This window comes from Arthrobacter sp. D1-29 (genome assembly GCF_054130585.1).
Window position 1 is genome coordinate 1975602 of sequence record NZ_CP096383.1, and the last position, 15541, is coordinate 1991142.

At 58.9% G+C, this 15541-nt stretch carries 15 protein-coding genes, 1 tRNA gene and 1 pseudogene; 14 read left to right on the plus strand and 3 right to left on the minus strand.

The window, feature by feature from the left end:
• Positions 1 to 9: 9 nt before the first annotated feature.
• Positions 10 to 91 (plus strand) — tRNA-Leu (locus M1E17_RS09170).
• A gap of 87 nt (positions 92 to 178) precedes the next feature.
• Positions 179 to 1309 (plus strand): tyrosine-type recombinase/integrase, encoded by a 1131-nt coding sequence (locus M1E17_RS09175; protein ID WP_457966839.1) that lies wholly within the window; start codon positions 179 to 181, stop codon positions 1307 to 1309.
• A gap of 38 nt (positions 1310 to 1347) precedes the next feature.
• Here M1E17_RS09175 and M1E17_RS09180 read toward each other — a convergent pair whose 3' ends face one another.
• Positions 1348 to 1626 (minus strand): hypothetical protein, encoded by a 279-nt coding sequence (locus M1E17_RS09180; RefSeq protein WP_457966840.1) that lies wholly within the window; start codon positions 1624 to 1626, stop codon positions 1348 to 1350.
• Between the two features lie 253 nt (positions 1627 to 1879).
• Between M1E17_RS09180 and M1E17_RS09185 the strand changes: the two genes are divergently transcribed.
• The 4 genes from M1E17_RS09185 to M1E17_RS09200 are packed head-to-tail and all read left to right on the plus strand — an operon-like array spanning position 1880 to position 5061.
• Complete coding sequence (locus tag M1E17_RS09185; RefSeq protein WP_457966841.1) at positions 1880 to 2368, plus strand: hypothetical protein; 489 nt, start codon at positions 1880 to 1882, stop codon at positions 2366 to 2368.
• Positions 2365 to 3396: a hypothetical protein gene (locus M1E17_RS09190; RefSeq protein WP_457966842.1), complete on the plus strand. Its 1032-nt coding sequence runs from the start codon at positions 2365 to 2367 to the stop codon at positions 3394 to 3396. Before M1E17_RS09185 ends, M1E17_RS09190 begins: the two co-directional genes overlap by 4 nt.
• On the plus strand, positions 3393 to 3854 hold the full coding sequence (locus tag M1E17_RS09195; RefSeq protein ID WP_457966843.1) for a hypothetical protein: 462 nt from the start codon (positions 3393 to 3395) through the stop codon (positions 3852 to 3854). Before M1E17_RS09190 ends, M1E17_RS09195 begins: the two co-directional genes overlap by 4 nt.
• Positions 3829 to 5061 carry an alpha/beta hydrolase family protein gene (locus M1E17_RS09200; protein WP_457966844.1) on the plus strand — a complete coding sequence of 411 codons (1233 nt, stop codon included), beginning with the start codon at positions 3829 to 3831 and terminating at the stop codon, positions 5059 to 5061. The genes M1E17_RS09195 and M1E17_RS09200 overlap by 26 nt, the downstream gene beginning before the upstream one ends.
• Before the next feature lie 37 nt (positions 5062 to 5098).
• On the opposite strand, the gene M1E17_RS09205 is transcribed toward M1E17_RS09200, so the two are convergent.
• Positions 5099 to 5377 carry an ArsR/SmtB family transcription factor gene (locus M1E17_RS09205; protein ID WP_457966845.1) on the minus strand — a complete coding sequence of 93 codons (279 nt, stop codon included), beginning with the start codon at positions 5375 to 5377 and terminating at the stop codon, positions 5099 to 5101.
• Positions 5378 to 5579: 202 nt separating this feature from the next.
• Here M1E17_RS09205 and M1E17_RS09210 point away from each other — a divergent pair, with 202 nt between their 5' ends.
• Positions 5580 to 6086 (plus strand): hypothetical protein, encoded by a 507-nt coding sequence (locus tag M1E17_RS09210; RefSeq protein ID WP_457966846.1) that lies wholly within the window; start codon positions 5580 to 5582, stop codon positions 6084 to 6086.
• Here M1E17_RS09210 and M1E17_RS09215 read toward each other — a convergent pair.
• Positions 6040 to 6363, minus strand: a complete 324-nt coding sequence (locus M1E17_RS09215; RefSeq protein WP_457966847.1) for an ArsR/SmtB family transcription factor — start codon at positions 6361 to 6363, stop codon at positions 6040 to 6042. The genes M1E17_RS09210 and M1E17_RS09215 overlap by 47 nt on opposite strands.
• Positions 6364 to 6673: 310 nt before the next feature.
• Between M1E17_RS09215 and M1E17_RS09220 the strand changes: the two are divergent.
• From M1E17_RS09220 to M1E17_RS09250, 7 genes and pseudogenes are all read left to right on the plus strand, one after another.
• A pseudogene (locus M1E17_RS09220) lies at positions 6674 to 6874 on the plus strand (sigma factor); the annotation flags it as partial.
• 207 nt (positions 6875 to 7081) lie between these two features.
• A complete protein-coding gene (locus tag M1E17_RS09225; RefSeq protein ID WP_457967979.1) occupies positions 7082 to 7459 on the plus strand; it encodes a hypothetical protein in 378 nt (125 codons plus the stop codon).
• Between the two features lie 50 nt (positions 7460 to 7509).
• The gene (locus M1E17_RS09230) at positions 7510 to 8238 is read left to right on the plus strand and encodes a hypothetical protein (RefSeq protein ID WP_457966848.1); all 729 of its coding nucleotides are present in this window, start codon (positions 7510 to 7512) and stop codon (positions 8236 to 8238) included.
• 335 nt (positions 8239 to 8573) lie between these two features.
• Complete coding sequence (locus tag M1E17_RS09235; protein ID WP_457966849.1) at positions 8574 to 9368, plus strand: C40 family peptidase; 795 nt, start codon at positions 8574 to 8576, stop codon at positions 9366 to 9368.
• Between the two features lie 1847 nt (positions 9369 to 11215).
• Positions 11216 to 13036 carry an AAA family ATPase gene (locus M1E17_RS09240; RefSeq protein ID WP_457966850.1) on the plus strand — a complete coding sequence of 607 codons (1821 nt, stop codon included), beginning with the start codon at positions 11216 to 11218 and terminating at the stop codon, positions 13034 to 13036.
• Between the two features lie 484 nt (positions 13037 to 13520).
• Positions 13521 to 13907 (plus strand): GHKL domain-containing protein, encoded by a 387-nt coding sequence (locus M1E17_RS09245; RefSeq protein ID WP_457966851.1) that lies wholly within the window; start codon positions 13521 to 13523, stop codon positions 13905 to 13907.
• Positions 13907 to 15310 carry a response regulator gene (locus tag M1E17_RS09250; RefSeq protein WP_457966852.1) on the plus strand — a complete coding sequence of 468 codons (1404 nt, stop codon included), beginning with the start codon at positions 13907 to 13909 and terminating at the stop codon, positions 15308 to 15310. The genes M1E17_RS09245 and M1E17_RS09250 overlap by 1 nt, the downstream gene beginning before the upstream one ends.
• The last annotated feature ends 231 nt before the right edge of the window (positions 15311 to 15541 follow it).

Here is a 15541-nt window from a genome sequence, read left to right on the forward strand (position 1 = left end):
ATCTTCCGCGCCCGAGTGGCGGAATTGGCAGACGCGCCGCACTCAAAATGCGGTATCGAAAGGTGTGTGGGTTCGAGTCCCACCTCGGGCACAGTGTTTCCGCAGGTCAGAGGCCTGTTTTCACTTTGGGTGTTGACAAAACAGCCTAAAGTGTTGACAGGGGCGTACCGTTTTTTGTGTGGCCAGCATTCGCAAACGCATCAAAAAGGACGGTACAGCGTCCTTCATGGTTCTCTGGCGGGATCCAAAGAGCCGCGAGCAGCAGGGCCTGACTGTCGCCACCGAAGCCGAAGCTGAAACCCTTAAACGACTTCTGGACGCCAACGGTCAGTCATTCGAAATCGCCCAGCACGCCATACTCTCCAACCAAGCTCGGGTTCCCACCGTAGCCGAGGTCGTCCAGGAACATATCGACCTGCTGATTCGTCCATCCAGCGGAACTGTCAGAACTTATCAAGTGATGCTCGATCGTCATATCCGAGACTCAATCGGCCACATTCCTGCGGACAAGCTCGACTATCGGCACCTGAATCATTGGGTGAAATCGATGATGGCCAAGGGTAAGGCCCCGAAGACGATCCACAATGTTCACGGCCTCATCTCGGCAGCGATGAATACTGCAGAAATGCTCCAGTACATCCCCAAGAATCCTTGCCGTGGCGTGCAATTGCCTAGCATCGACAAGGCTGAGGATGAAGCGATGTTCCTCACCCATACCGAGTTCAACATGATCCTGGAGGTGATGGGGGAGCGGTACAAAACCTTCACGAGCTTTCTGGTTATGACGGGAACCAGATTTGGGGAGGCTACCGCGCTGAAGGTGGCGGATGTCGATTTGCTCGCCAAGCCGCCCACGGTGCGGGTCAACAAGGCCTGGAAACGGGATGGCCAGTCCCAGTTCTACATTGGCGCCACAAAGACGGGTGCGGGAAAGCGGACGATCGGCCTCAACCCGGCGCTCGTGGATCTCCTCGTACCCCTGGTGGCGAGCCGCACCGGCGATGAGCTCCTCTTTACGACTCCCAAGGGGGAGCGTATTGTCCATAGGCTGTATTGGCACTATTACTGGGTTCCAGCCGTGCAGGCGGCGCAATCGCATGGACTTAAAAAGTCCCCGCGCATCCACGATCTGCGGCACACGCACGCATCATGGCTGATCCAAGATGGCGTAAACCTGTTCACCATCTCGCGGAGGCTCGGCCACACATCAACCAGAACCACCGAGCAGGTCTACGGACACCTGATGCCGGAAGCCCTGCAGGCGGGTGCGGATGCGACGGAGCGTTCGATTTCCGGGTTTGTTCGCTGACGGGGTATGCTGCGCGGCCTATGCAACCTGCGGTTGAGTCACTTGGCAGATGCGAGTCGTCGTACTCTCGCCCGGGTTCCGATGAGCCGCTCCTTCGACGCCGTCTTTGCATCGGCAGGGGCACGGTTTGACATGCTGCCGGGTTGAACCTCACTCAGCCGGGCAATCTCCATGATGTGCTCTGAGGTGAAGATAATCTTCCCCTTTCCCCAGCACGCATGGGGAAACCGCCCGCTGGCGGCGCCATCCCGGAGCCAGGCCTCAGTGCACCGCATCAGGGCAGCTGCCTCGGCCGGCTCGAAGAATTCAAGATCCATCGGAACTCTCTTCTATCTCGATTGCTTCGGCTGTTCATGCAGATTGATGCTGCAGAAAACATGACCCGATGCCAGAGCACGTTCAACACCCGAACAGGACATCTTGAATCTCTCGTTAGCCCGGTCTCTGGACATGTCCAGAGACCGGGGGTTCAATTGAGGTCTGGTGGTCGTCACTTGTCGTGTGCGGCAGGGCTCTATCGGACGGACGCTGGCTTTGAATTGGGATGAAACAGGCATATGGGGGATGCTCATGGAAGTTCGTTCACACTTGGAAGCAGTTCCGGCAGTACGCGCAGAAGATGCCTTCAAAGTGCTTCTGCTGCCTGCACATCTAACGCTTGAGCGCCTTGTCGAAGTTGTCGAGGGGATCCGCAACCGGCGCATTGAGATTGAGGTTTCCGGAGCACTCACTGGAGGGTCTGTCTGCGGCCTATGGCTGTCGACGGACACGGCGGAGATCATCTTGCACGCCGCGACCCCATCAGCGCTTCACAGGCAGCAATTCATACTTCACGAGCTAGGCCACATGGTTCTCCGCCATGACGAGTTGGTTCTCCCCTCCGATTACGCCGACATCCTCTTTCCTGATCTGCCGCGTGAGCTGGTTTCGAGAGTGTTTGCTCGAAGCAGCTTCTTGGACGACTTCGAGGCCGCAGCCGAAACTCTGGCAGACCTCTTCGCGGCTGCAATCCGGGACAGTACCGTCGAACCACGATCGTTCGAGAGGATTTTCGGATGATCCAGATCATCGTGGCCTCCCTGATCTGGGGGCTCGTCCTATGTTTGCTGCCCGGAATCCGATGGCGCGCTGACCAAAGTATCCTGGTGGCGGGTGTGACCATCGCGACGGCGCTCACGCTAAACATCGATCCGGTCTACATAGCCGGAGATGCGCTACTGGGCCGTCGTAATGTCCTGGATCTGCTCGCAAACATCCTGATGGTCGTCGGCATATATTTCCTATCCAGGGCAATCCTTCGTGCGGCCGATCCCGGCGAGCTCCCGGCACGGCAGGACCACGTCGGTCTCGCTGCATTGGGCCTTGTGATTGTTGGGCTTACTGCATGCTTCGCCAATGTGGCTGCCCCCTATTCCTCGACGAGTTTCATGAAAGACTTCGGCGACCAATGGTCAGCCGCCGCCTATTCCGCCGTCCAATTTGGCTACATTGGAGTCGTCGTATCCATTACCGGCTACACGTGTTTCAGATTCCTTGGCCATATGTCCAAGCCATACTTCCGTGTCGCCTTCGCCCTCATCGGTGTTGGCTGTTCGTTGGCGGTAGTACTAGTTCTGGCTGTTCTGGGAATGGACATCCTCCACCTGCAGGGTGACTTGGAAGGGATGACCGCCCTTTCGCTTGTTTACGATATTGCCTTGGTCGGAGCCATGGCCTTTCTGTGTGCAGGACTTGCATTGCCGCCCATGGCTCGCATGCTTTCCCGCAAGAGGGAATCCAAGATGGAGGCCACCTTCATTCCTCGCCTCGCTAAGGTTTGGGAAAAAACTACGGATCCGAGACCAGAGGTCCGCCTTCTGTCCTCAGCCCAAATTGCGGATCGCCGTGAGTCAGTGAGGTGGCGCCTCCACAGGATGCTGGTCGAAATCCAGGATGCCCTTCTGATCGATCCTGAGCTCTCGAGGTTGCTGGATGATCGGGACCGGCAGATCCTAAACCTGGTGGAGCGATATCTGGCCGCACCTCCTTCAGGGAAGGAAGACCGAAGGGGTCCCCACGCTGTCGGCCGGGGGGAGCACGCCCTATGACGGAATCAGAGGCCAACTCTTCGGAAACGCCACAAGCAAGACTCGCTCGAAAGCTGAACCTCCTGCTTGACCTCTTCGAGTCGAAAGGGGAAGATCCCGTCACCTATCGACAGATCAGCCATCACATGGCGCAGCGCGGAACACCGTTGTCACGCTCGCGCTGGGCGTACATGCGGAGCGGGGACAGCTCGCTGGCCACCGATGAGGCGCTCTTGCGGAATCTCGCTGTATTTTTCGGTGTCGACTCGGATTACCTGCTGGATGACTCAGGTGACGTTCCTCAACTCGTTGACGCCCAGCTTGAGTTGCTGCGCATTTTGCGTGAAGCTCGTGTGCGGAACTTTGCCGCACGGCAGCTACAGGGAATTTCCCCTGAAACCCTCATGCGGCTTCGTAAAGCAATCGATGAACGGCTGGGAGGTGGCCACCAGGGTGGCAAAGAAGACAGCACTTCGTAGCCTTATTGGGCTGGCGACGGCGGCCACGGCCGGGAGCGCGGGAGCTTTTCTTGGCGCGGCGTATTTTGCCCGCCAGGTTGTCGTTCCAAAGACCACCCGCAGCGAGGACCTTCCCATCCGAAGGGTCTCTCGAGACGCCGAAGGCTCGCTGCAAATCGAGCTGCCTGCATCACCACAGACAAGGGCACCCGGGCGTTACAGCCTTTGGTTCGCCAACGGTTCCGGCCATGCCTGTCTTGGCAGGGTTACGAAGACGGACACTGAAGCAGGCACAGTTACACGTGTGGTGGAGCGGGTCGACTCCGGTGACTTGCCGTCCGCCAGGGCAGGAATCTGGAGCGGATATGTTTTCTCCAAACCGGACCAGCTAGACCTGCCTTATTCAGTAGTTCAGATCCCGACTGAGCACGGCACTGCGCCCGCATGGAAGTTCGTGCCGGCCACTGCTTCCCTCGTTCCTAACGTATGGGCGATACATATCCATGGGATGGGCGGAACCAGAGCAGGTGCTCTCCGTGGGGTCCCAGTTGCAAATCGGCTGGGCCACACATCGCTGGTCGTCTCATTTCGGAATGACCGCGAGGCGACAGAATCGACTGACGCTCGCTACATGTTGGGGCAAACTGAATGGCTCGACGTCGAAGCTGCGATCAGATTCGCCATTAGCGAGGGCGCCCAGAAGATACTGCTATTCGGCTGGTCCTTGGGCGGATCCATCGCCTTACAATTGGCAAATTTGTCGGCCTACTCCCGACATATCTCTGGGCTCATACTCGATGCCCCCGTTATGGACTGGAGTAGGACCTTGACTTCAAACGCGCAGGCAAGCGGGCTCCCGGTTCCCGTGGCAGCTTTAGGACTGCGCCTCATGCAGTCCAGGACGTTCCGGTGGGTCACGGGGCTAGAAGAGCCACTCAATTTTCAATCGTTGGACTGGGTGGAGCGCGCGTCTGAGCTCAAGAAACCGGTATTGCTTTTGCATGGAAAAGGGGACCTTTCAACGCCCTTCGAAGTGTCGGAGCTCGCTGCCAACCTTCGTCCTGACCTGATTCAATTGGTCCCTTTCGACGTCGAGGGTCATTCGCAGGAATGGAATGTTGATATTGAAAAGTGGGAAGGAGCAGTGGCTGACTGGATCGTGAGCCTGAACGGAGAAGTAAAGGAAGAGGACGAAGCCGGAGAGTTGGCGGACGCCTCGGCCGAGTAGGTGCTCGCACTATTTCACCGATTCGCCTATTTCGCTTTCAATCGATTGGCATCAAGGAGCCTGTCGCAACGACATCGCCGGCGAAAACGGCTGCAAGGACTTCAAGCTGCGCCCGAACTTGTTCCGGGCAAGCTTCGAACCTCCCATCTGATACGCGTACAACAAACCCAGCAGAGTGCAGCTGCGCAAGGTGACGGCGGATGGCTGACGACGATGCTTGGAGTCCGGTGCCAATTTCGCCACAGGTCGAGGGTCCGTTTCTGATAAGGAAGCGGAGAATTTGGCTTCGTGTTCGGTTCATCAAGAGGTTCGTCATGGGGACCAAGTTTGAGCAAGGATGAAAAGAATTGGCGCTGTAGACGGGTCTACAGCAGCAGGTTACTCCTCCTCCAGCCCTCTGGGAAGCGTCCGGTCAACCTTTTTGAGGTCGATTGCCCCTTTCATATGACTCGCGGAATACTGGGGGCAAGACACATGATCGATTCTGACCGGCCTAAGGTCTCATGAAGGGGTGGGCGATGATTGCTGACGAGGCAAGCCTTGATGGGGGACTATCCCCACAAGCCAGGCTTGCCCGCCGTCTGAATCTGATGCTCGACGTCGTGGTCGCCGAGCGTGGAAAGCCAATTACTTTCCGCGAGGTTCAGGGAGAGCTGGCGGCCAGAGGCATCAAGCTCTCGCGCGCCCGCTGGTTCTACATGAAGGACGGCAGAGGTCGGCTGGTGAGTGATCCGGCGCTTCTCAAAGCTCTTTGCGACATCTTCAAAGTTGACGCCTCCTATCTCCAGATAGGCAATGATGCCGATCTGCCCGAGCGCATCGATTCCCAGCTCGAGTTCGTCAAATCCCTGCGGGCGGCTCGAGTGAAGTCCTTCGCCGTTCGAACTCTTGGCGACGTCTCCCCGGAAACGCTGCGCGCCATCTCCGAATACCTCAATGAGGACATCCGCCGCCACCCTGGTGGCGAACAGGCAGCAGCTAGCCCTCCAGCAGATACTGAAGATGAGCGTCAAGCAGCTCCTTGATACGGGGAGTGTTCGCTGAATAGCGGGGAGAGCGGCCGTGCCGGCGGCCGGCTTCCACGTCCACGATGATGGCGCCTGCTTCTTCCAGGGCCAACAGATGCTTGGCCACGCTGGGCTCCCCAGCGCTGACGGAAGCAACAATATCCCCACGCGTCGCTGGTCCATGGGCTGAAAGGTACCGAAGGATCTCGTTCCGTGCCCGATTGCCAAAAGTTGCCACGGCAGCCTCAACATCGGACGACCATGCGTCGTCGTGCGGCTGGGTGATACGTGGCATGGAACCATTCTTACTGAACACCTCCGAAAAAGTAAGAACTGCACTCTTGACGATACTTTAATTATCTTTGACAATATTTTTCATAGCCTATTCACAAGTGGTTGAAAGCAACGCTGAGGCCACGTTCGAGGTGCCGAGCGTTTGTTGGCGCCGGAGGTATTGGAAACTGTCAGTCGAAGCGGTGAAGACCATGCGAGTCGAAACCAAGGCGAATCAAGCCGAACCAAACCAATCCAAGTCGACGAGCGTCGACGTCTCCCTGCTAAATCCCCTTGCATCTGAAGAAATCTCAGTCGGTGTTGACCAGATGATGGTTGCAGTCGAAGGGGTACGGCGCTATGTCGTATCGCACTTGTCGCGGATTGGGCGGCTGTGCGACGTCGACGATGTCATGCAGGACATTCGGGTGGCCGTCTGGGACGGAGTCTCCCGAGGTCGGTACCGACCATTCCCTGGTGTTCGGTTCGCCGCCTGGGTGCAGGGTGTAGCAATCAATATCTGTTCTGCACATATACGTCGCGAGCTAGCACATCAGACACTCCCACTGCTCCTTGACCCCGGGACTGCGGAGGACTCAACGACGTTCGATGCATTGACTGTTATCGCCAGGCACCGCCACGAGGACAGGAGCGCCGAAAGGGTTGTCGACCAAGAGTGGGCTCAGACGCTGCTTGGCCTAACACGCGCCGCTGTGTCCCCGGAAATCTGGGGCCTCGCGATGGACAGTCTTACAGAACCGCGCAAGTACGGCCCACCCTCGCCCCAAGATCGGCGCCGCTGGAATGCTGTGACCGTGGTGCGCCAGACAGCAAAGACGATCAACCAAGCGCTGGACGTTGATCCGGGAACCGTCCGGAATATGCAGGACCTGAGCCGGTGTGCCGTTGAATGCCTGCCCAGCCCGCTCCTGCGTGGAGTAGCCGACTCAATTGTGCGTCCTGATGTACGCGGACCAGAGCGTGGCAAGGCCATAGCCGCGTTGGCAGTCGAACTCGGCGTCACAGAACGCTATGTGGCCGTCCAGATTGGCTGCGCCAGGCGGCTGTATCAAACTGCGTGGCGGACCCTTCGTGGAGCAACGATTTCGACCCGCTAAGTCATGCACTCAACCCGCTTGTTCGCCATGAACGGCAAGGGGAGGCAAATATGTCTATGTCACGAGAAACGGTGAGAGGTCTACGTCGCCGCCGGCGCCTATGGATCTTTGCTGCGATCGTGGTGGCCGGTGTTGCTGCCACGTTCGTCTTGTTTGGGTCTCCGCGTCCGCCGTCAACGAGGACGACGACGGTTCCAATCCCACCGCCGCTAGCCTCCGCCACCGGTCGTCCGTCGCCATCCGCTCCGTCTGTTTCAACGGGCTCGACGACGACGCCAGCCACCGAGAAAACGAGCGCGATTGAGGTTCCACGCACCACGAACTATCGAGCGCTGGCAACAGCCGCTGCCGAGGCCATTTACAGCTGGGACACGCGAACGTCGTCGTACTCGGAGGTCTACACCCGCCTCCGTGGCTGGTGGGACGTCCTGCCGGACGGATCGAACCCACTGGCTGTCTTTGCTCAGGAATTTGAAGCCACGGGTATCAACGCCGGAACTTTTGCTTCTTTGGCCGGGCAGGGGGCCTTCCGTACGGCCACGGCCGAATCCATGACCTGTGACGAGGAGTTGGCGGAGGTGCGGCAGCGTCCGGCTCCGTGGTTGGGTATGCACGTCTGCACCGTCTCCCTGCGAGTGGTGGATCAGACGGCCAGTAGCCGTAACGCCTACACGGCACCAGTCAGCATCATGGTCAATTGTCCGCCGGCTGCAACTGCCCCGCCTGACCGATGCATGATGGTGGGCTTCTACGCGACCTCAAGCAGGATCGTGTACTGATGCCATTCCCTGCGATTTTGATGGCAGTGGCAAAGCGCCGTGCACTGCTCCACGCCGCGATAGCCATGGCAACGGTCGTGGCACTGATGTTAGGCGTAGTGTTCTGCGCATTCGTTACCGTGCTGGTCGCTAGTCGGTCGGGCGAGGCCTCCGTTTGCACGTCCATGGGTCCTGTGGGCGAGGGGCCTTCGAGCAGACGTGGTGGTGGGCTGGAAATCCACGTTGGCGGCCGGGAACCAGTCTGGCTCACTCCACGCCAGGTCACGGTAGCGAGCGGCTACATTTCGGTCGGGAAGCAACTTGGAATCCCTAGGGACGCCTGGATTATCGCAATCATGATGGCTCTTCAGGAATCGACTCTTAGGGTCCTCGCAAACTCGAATGTCCCGGCCTCGTTCCAGTTTCCGCACGATGGTGTCGGAAGCGATCATGACTCGATTGGGAGTGCTCAGCAGCGACCGGCTGCAGGCTGGGGGAGCGTTGAGCAGCTGATGGACCTTGGTTATAACGCACGTGCATTCTATGGCGGGCCGTCGGGGCCTAATCGTGGCAGCCCGCGGGGCTTGCTCGACGTTCCTGGTTGGCAATCGCTGGACAAAGGACAAGCTGCTCAGGCCGTCCAAGTTTCGGCTTTTCCCGAGCTGTACTCGCGGTGGGAGTCTCAGGCAACCGCTATAGTCAGCTCGCTCGAGGGTGCCACTGCGCCGGCAAAATGCGCGGATGCGGTGAAGGTTTCCGCGCCTTCCGTTGCACACGAGAACCTTACCCAGATCCGCAAGGATGTCTTGCGGTTTACGCAAGCCGGTGTGGGTGGAACGTACATCTGGGGTGGTGAACAGTTCAAAGCGTGGGACTGCTCTGGATACGTCCAGTGGATCTATAGTCAGGTCGGAATCAACCTTCCACGCGTGGAACAGTGGAGGGTGGGGGAGCGGACCGAGAGCCCGCAGCCCGGCGACTTGGTTGTCCAGAATCCCCAAGGGCCGGGCAACTGGGGCCATGTCGGCATCTATGCAGGTGACGGCATGATGTACAGTGCGCTGAATCCATCGGCAGGGACTTTGCTTCATCCCGTGGATTGGAACCCCGGCAGCGCGTATTTTGACTTGTTGGGTGGCCGATTGGCGTAGTCGACGATTTTCCGTGAGTCAATAAGGACCGTTTGAGGCCCTTCCGGTAATGGCAGCGACGCGAAACTCCCGAAGCATCGTCTCGGTGATGGTGAGTCCGTCCTTGGAAAAGTCTGTTTTGCTAGTACATGCACCGGCTGGAGCGATTGCGCCGAAGGAATTGAACTGCTTCCGTTCGACAAGGCAAGCTACTTGCGTCGGCCGCTCGGTGACCTCTGCCTTCCCGCCACCCTGGCAGGAGGTTGTTCAGCTGCTCCTCCTTGGCCGTGTCCATTCTTCCAGCGGGTAGTCAATGCGCTGCCAATGCAGCCACAAACCCAACGTGATGGTTTCGCCCGTCCAGTATTGTCCGTTCCAGTTAGTGAACATGTGGTGATCACAGTGGAGCAGGCTTGTTTGTGCTGGATGCGCAGGCATATGTTGTGCTCGTTTACGAGCACGTAATCCATCCATCACATAGACCTACATTTGCCAGCGGGTCCCTGATAAGTGCGCTTATCGGAGCATGGATAACGCGTACCGTCGCGTGAGACGCTAAGACGATGTCCAGCATCACGTCACCTCTTCCTAAGCTATGGACTGACTGGTGTGATGTCACCGGGACCCCACTTGAAGACCGCGACGAGACCGTTCTCTCTCGTTTCGCTCGGCAGGCTGGGCCATCGCAGCGATTGCTGGCTTCGCTCCGAACGGAAGAGACCAAAACCGAACCCCGGGTGACAGCTTGGCCTGCAGCACACCGCGCAGACTCCGGTGCGCTCGAATCGCTATTGCGACAGGGCGCTGCGCGAATCAACAACCCCGCGACGTTCTGGATAGATCGACTGCGTCTTCGTCGACTGATGTTCGCCGGCGTGCTGCTCGCACCGATCCATCAAGGCGGACTCGGCCTCACAAGGGATCAGGCGCTTGGGCTGACCCCTGCTTCGTTCAAAGAACTGCGCACCGGGATTGGAACCTCGGAAGAAGAGGCGGCCTGCCCAGCATGCGCTGTATGGTCGTGGCTCGAGGTGCTCGGCACGAACACTGGCTGGGCCTCGGCCACGGTCAGGTCGCTCGCGCACCGCCGTGATGAACCAGCAGGGGTACATCGCCATAGTCTCAAGGACCCGAGCCCTGAATGGTCTGACTGGCCAGACTGCCCAAACCTCTTGCCGGCGATCGATCGTTGGGGCTACTTGGACTTATAGGCCTCGATGCACCGGTCATCACTGTCTTTGCTGATCGGAACAATGCCCTGGCTGCTTGAAGCTGCTCCGATCGACCAGCCAAAAGAGACTCAACAGCCCACAGCATCAGTGCCTCACATCTCGCCGGAAGAAGAGGCTGAGGTTCTCGCCCGAGCCGATGAACTCAATGCTCGAGTCAGCGCCATCCTTGCGGAATTCGGGTAACCCATGCACCGCGCCAGAGACGTCATGTCAACTTGGGTCGTTGCGCCTATGTCCGCCGGTTCCCGGCTAGAGTTGCCGGGAGTCCATAGATCCAATCGGAGGCGGCAGTGCAGTTTGAGGAAGCGAACAGACTTGAGGAGCGGTGGGCCAACAAGGGCAACCCGCCGTGCGACCATCCGCAGTTATCAAAGGAGTACCACGGAGGAATGGACAGTGGCGACTACCGCTGTACGACCTGCGGCGCGACATTCACCGGCAACGAGTTTCGTCAGTGGCGTGCAGGGAAGACAGATGTCTGAACCCAGGCGAGAGACACGGCCCCCAAGTCATGATCGTTCGAGGGGCTTCCCGCATCCATTTTCCGACTGAGACCTAGCACGCACGGCCTTCCCGCTTAGGGTGAGCTTGTAGTCTCGTGTGTGAGACCCGATACCAATGCGAAAGGCGCTCCCAATGTGGGTTTCCAGACTCCGGATCAACGGAGGCTTTCTCAATGGGCTGAACGTTTCGTTCGTTCGGGGGCTGAACGTCGTCATCGGCTCCCGGGGCGTTGGTAAGACGACGTTTCTGGAATTGCTGCGGCACGCACTTGGAGCCGAGCACGCCGACAAGCATCGGCGACAGCAGCGTGAGCAGTTCCTATCCGCGGTATTGGGCGTAGGCGAGGTGATCGTCGATCTGGAAGACGAGACCGGCGCGACACAGGTCATTGTCGACGCGAAGGGGCGTGGGCGAGACCGCGATTTGTCTCACTCTTTGCTCGTCCTCGGACAGAGCGAGCTAGAAGAGATTGCTTCTGACGCGGCCAACCGGCTCAAGCTCCTGGACCTCCGTGCGGGAGAAGAAGCCACCGCAATGCCGCGAGACGAACTCGGCCAACTTTCTCGCGAGATGTTCGATCTTCGCGGCCAGTTGCAGAAGTGCGAAGAAGAGTCTCTCAAACGCGCGGGCCTTGAAGCTGACCTGCAGATCTATCGGTCACAAGAAGAATCATTGGTTGGCGATGCGCAGGGCCCGCTCGCTGCTCAGCGCGACACTCTCCGCGAGATCGAAGCGCGTTCGAGCGCGATAGTCCGGAAGAGTTCGAACCTTCGGAACGCGAAAGAACTCTTGGGTCGGATGAGTGCTGCTGTCGACACCGTGCACCAGATTCTCGCCAAACTCGACACGCTTGACAGCGAGTTCATCGCAGACGAAGTACCCCTCGCTGCGGCTCTTCACACGGTTCGCACAGACGCCGACAGTCTTCGAAACTCGGTCGGCGTCCTCGATGGAGATGTGTCCGGACACATCGCGAGGGCCACAGGCGAGGATTCAAAGCTTCGTGAAACCGCGGCACCCCTGCGGGAGAACCTCGAGCAGGCAGAGGCGGGGCTGGGACAGATCACCGCCCAGATTCGCAACGTTGATGCCCAGCTGCAAGAACTTGATGACAACGACAAGAAGATTGTAGTGCTGTCAGCAGAACTGCAGTCGCTTAAGGACCGGCGAGATGCCGCTTTCGCCCGCGTCGAAGCGAAAGAGGAACGTCTGTTTCGTGCACGGCAAGCCGTTGCTGAATCCACGTCACGCCAGATCGACCATCACATCGTGGTCGTAGTCGAGCATCTTGCGGACGCGTCCGAACTTCGTGAGGTCCTCACCGACAGCCTCAAAGGCACTCACACCAGAGCAACCCTCATCGACTCGCTTGCGGCGCGCGTACTTCCCAAGATGCTCCTGGAGATGGTCGAGGCGCACGATGTCGACGGACTCGCGTCGGCAGGGGATCTCTCTCAAGAGCAGGCCGCGCGCGTGATTGGTGGGCTCGACTCCGCCGACGGAGTCGAACGTCTCGCAAAGGTTTGTCTCAGGGACAGCGTCGACTTCCTTCTCCGCGACGGTGCCGTGGACAAGAGCGTCGACAATTTGTCCGCTGGGCAGAAGTGCGCCGTGACGCTGCCGATCGTGCTGTCCGAACGAGAACGGACATTGATCCTCGATCAGCCCGAAGATCATCTCGATAACGCGTACCTAGTAGATCACGTCGTGACGGCGATGAACCACCGCACGGGCGACCAGGTCCAGACGATCGTCGCAACGCACAACGCAAACATCCCTGTGCTCGGAGCGGCGGGGCGGGTGTTCGTCTTGGCGAGCGACGGGCAACACGGCGAAGTGCTCGACTCGGGGGCATTCGACTCGCCACCGGTTATCTCCGCAATCACAACCATCATGGAGGGCGGTCGCGAAGCCTTCGAGCGACGAGCCCGGTTCTACAGCAGCAATGACTAGCCACGGTGAGCCCGGGCTCGATTGGCTCGATGATTCTCTGAACTCGGAGTCGCCTTCCGCGAGGTTGCGCGCCGCCGCGTGGATCAAGGCAAACCCGGAAGCAGTTCCGGTGCGCGTACTCATGCGTGCGATGCAGCGAGAGTCTGTGCCGCAGATTCGTCAAATGTTCAATGACGTGCTCGCGACCCGAGAATCTCTGACGAATGCAGTGGGGCCAGATTCATCGGGCGAGGGAGTGCAGTCATCACATGGGAGTATCCCGGAACTAGCGCGACTGATCCGGCATGAGCTCTCGCCGCCGCTCGGTTGGATCCGCAAGGCAGCAAGCCACGAAGTCGCAGAATTTCAGCGAAGTGCGACGAGTGACGCGGTCAATCGATTGGAGCGCCGCATTGACGCCCTAGTCGCGCTTATACGTGAGGGGTCCGACTTGGAGCTTGTGGAGTGCGACCTAGAGCGGACACTGCGCGAATGCTGGCCCGACATGACTACCGAGCCGAGTTTCGTGCCAGCTCCGGACCTCGGCGATCGCCCAGCGCTCATCGTCACAGACATCGGTCTCTTCGAAATACTCTTGGCGAATGTCTATCAGAACGCAATAGACGCATCGCTGGAAACGGACGAAGAACGCCCCATCGAGGTGAGCTGGAGCGTGGTGGGCGAACGGTTCTGGGTACGCGTGTCCAACCCATTCGCAGGCACCCAGTTCGACATCCAAGACGTCGAGACAACGGGAATATCCACGAAAAGCGGGCACCAAGGGATCGGTATGGCCCTCATCAAGACGGCGACAGGGAAGCTCGGATACGGCTTCAGGATTGCAGGCCGAAGCGGAGCCGCAACTTTCACGCTCACTGGAGGACGAGGCTGATGGCCAACCCGTGTGCCATATTGGTTGATGATGATCGGCAGCAGCTCGCGGAGGCATCTTCGACAATTGCTGACGCAGGCTACGAACTGATCACTTTCGAATCAGTCGAGAAAGCGCTTGCCTTCGTGGAAGAGACCGACCAGCTAATCGACCTCTTCGTACTGGATCGAAAGTTGCCCATGCGCGCAGGCGAGAACGCCGTGGATGAGCTTGGTGATGAGCTTTTTCGGATCGTCACGTCCACCCACCCCGACTCACGAGTCATCGTCTTCAGCGGATACACCGATTTCGACCATGCGCAGGAGACGATGGAAGGCGCGGGCTTCGTCTTCCAGAAAGGAGACGTGCGCATAGACCGAGTGTCTGTGCTTCGTAAGTCTCAGTTCGACAAGTTTGAACGCCTGATCAAGGATCTGCGGGAAGTCATCGCTGGCTTCGACCTCGTTGAAGTCACGGTGAATGGCGCGATCGACGCGCGTCAGAGGCGAGTACTCCGACGAATTGCACATCACTATGGCGCATCATCCATTTCCGCGAAACCGCTCGCTGGCGGTCTGACAGGCGCACCCGTCTGGCGCTGTGAACTGGTATCTCCAAGCGGTCCCATCGCGGACGTGGTGGCAAAGGTTGGCGGGGCGATCCCGGCTGCCGGGGGACTACAAGATCTGCTCGCGAAGGACGCAATAGCGCGTCGTGTCGATGTCATAGGCGGCCTCATGGGCGGCTCAATAGTCGCTATCTTGCAGCTTGCTGGCACGTCCCCAATTTCACTAATGCGCCTTATCGGTTCCCACGACATGGAAGCGGCGAGGATCACCGAAGTGCTTCGCGCGAGTCTCGATGCGCTTGAGCAATCGCCCGCGCGAACAGTGCCACTTCGAGACATCATCGGACAGATCATCGCCTGGGAGAACTTTGTCCGCGAGCTTTCCGTGCTCGGCCTAAGCCCTCCCACTCCTCAGCTGTGGGTCACCACGTCTTCGGTGATGAGCCACACCGATCTGCATGCAGCGAATATTCTAGTGTGCGGCGATCTACCTGTCATTATCGACTCGGACGAAAACGAATTCTCTAGCTCGCTCCGGGACCCCGTGGTTCTTATGATGTCTAGCTGGGTTCATCCTGACTCGCCGTTCCTTGGGGAGGACTGGCCCTCGGTAGACGACATTTCCGAGCGGTTTGGCGAGGCATCGTTCGCGCGTGGTTCTTTGTCTCCCGCCTGGTACGCCACGATCCTGAGCTGGATGGACTCTCGAAGCGCTTCGGCTCGCGAATATTGGTCGGTGGTGCTTGCCTATGGTGTTCGTCAACTGCGGTTCGAGAACGTTCGCACCAACCCAGACCTGAAGGCAAGGGTTGAGGCTGTGGTATCTCTGGCTCATAGGCGGCTCGAAGAGACTTAATGGCGTCAACCGGAACTTCTCGTCCTCGTCGAGGCAGCTGACGTGAACCACTCGTCCCATCGCACTCTATGCCCGCCAATCCAAGGAGACGCACACTTCTGTACCGATCAGCCAAAGAGCCCGCAACTATGCGTGATTCACCGGGCGTGACTTCGGCCTGAAACTAGGGTGGCCCCCGCCCAGTGGGCGGGGGTCAGCGTGTTCTTGTGAGCGAGGGTGCCTCGCGGCCGC

Bases quoted from the DNA above. Each gene is read 5' to 3' on its own strand.
- M1E17_RS09180 (WP_457966840.1), bottom strand. From the start codon at position 1,626: ATGGATCTTGAATTCTTCGAGCCGGCCGAGGCAGCTGCCCTGATGCGG.
- M1E17_RS09185 (WP_457966841.1), top strand. From the start codon at position 1,880: ATGGAAGTTCGTTCACACTTGGAAGCAGTTCCGGCAGTACGCGCAGAA.
- M1E17_RS09190 (WP_457966842.1), top strand. From the start codon at position 2,365: ATGATCCAGATCATCGTGGCCTCCCTGATCTGGGGGCTCGTCCTATGT.
- M1E17_RS09195 (WP_457966843.1), top strand. From the start codon at position 3,393: ATGACGGAATCAGAGGCCAACTCTTCGGAAACGCCACAAGCAAGACTC.
- M1E17_RS09205 (WP_457966845.1), bottom strand. From the start codon at position 5,377: ATGACGAACCTCTTGATGAACCGAACACGAAGCCAAATTCTCCGCTTC.
- M1E17_RS09210 (WP_457966846.1), top strand. From the start codon at position 5,580: ATGATTGCTGACGAGGCAAGCCTTGATGGGGGACTATCCCCACAAGCC.
- M1E17_RS09215 (WP_457966847.1), bottom strand. From the start codon at position 6,363: ATGCCACGTATCACCCAGCCGCACGACGACGCATGGTCGTCCGATGTT.
- M1E17_RS09225 (WP_457967979.1), top strand. From the start codon at position 7,082: ATGGACAGTCTTACAGAACCGCGCAAGTACGGCCCACCCTCGCCCCAA.
- M1E17_RS09230 (WP_457966848.1), top strand. From the start codon at position 7,510: ATGTCTATGTCACGAGAAACGGTGAGAGGTCTACGTCGCCGCCGGCGC.
- M1E17_RS09235 (WP_457966849.1), top strand. From the start codon at position 8,574: ATGATGGCTCTTCAGGAATCGACTCTTAGGGTCCTCGCAAACTCGAAT.
- M1E17_RS09240 (WP_457966850.1), top strand. From the start codon at position 11,216: ATGTGGGTTTCCAGACTCCGGATCAACGGAGGCTTTCTCAATGGGCTG.
- M1E17_RS09245 (WP_457966851.1), top strand. From the start codon at position 13,521: ATGACTACCGAGCCGAGTTTCGTGCCAGCTCCGGACCTCGGCGATCGC.
- M1E17_RS09250 (WP_457966852.1), top strand. From the start codon at position 13,907: ATGGCCAACCCGTGTGCCATATTGGTTGATGATGATCGGCAGCAGCTC.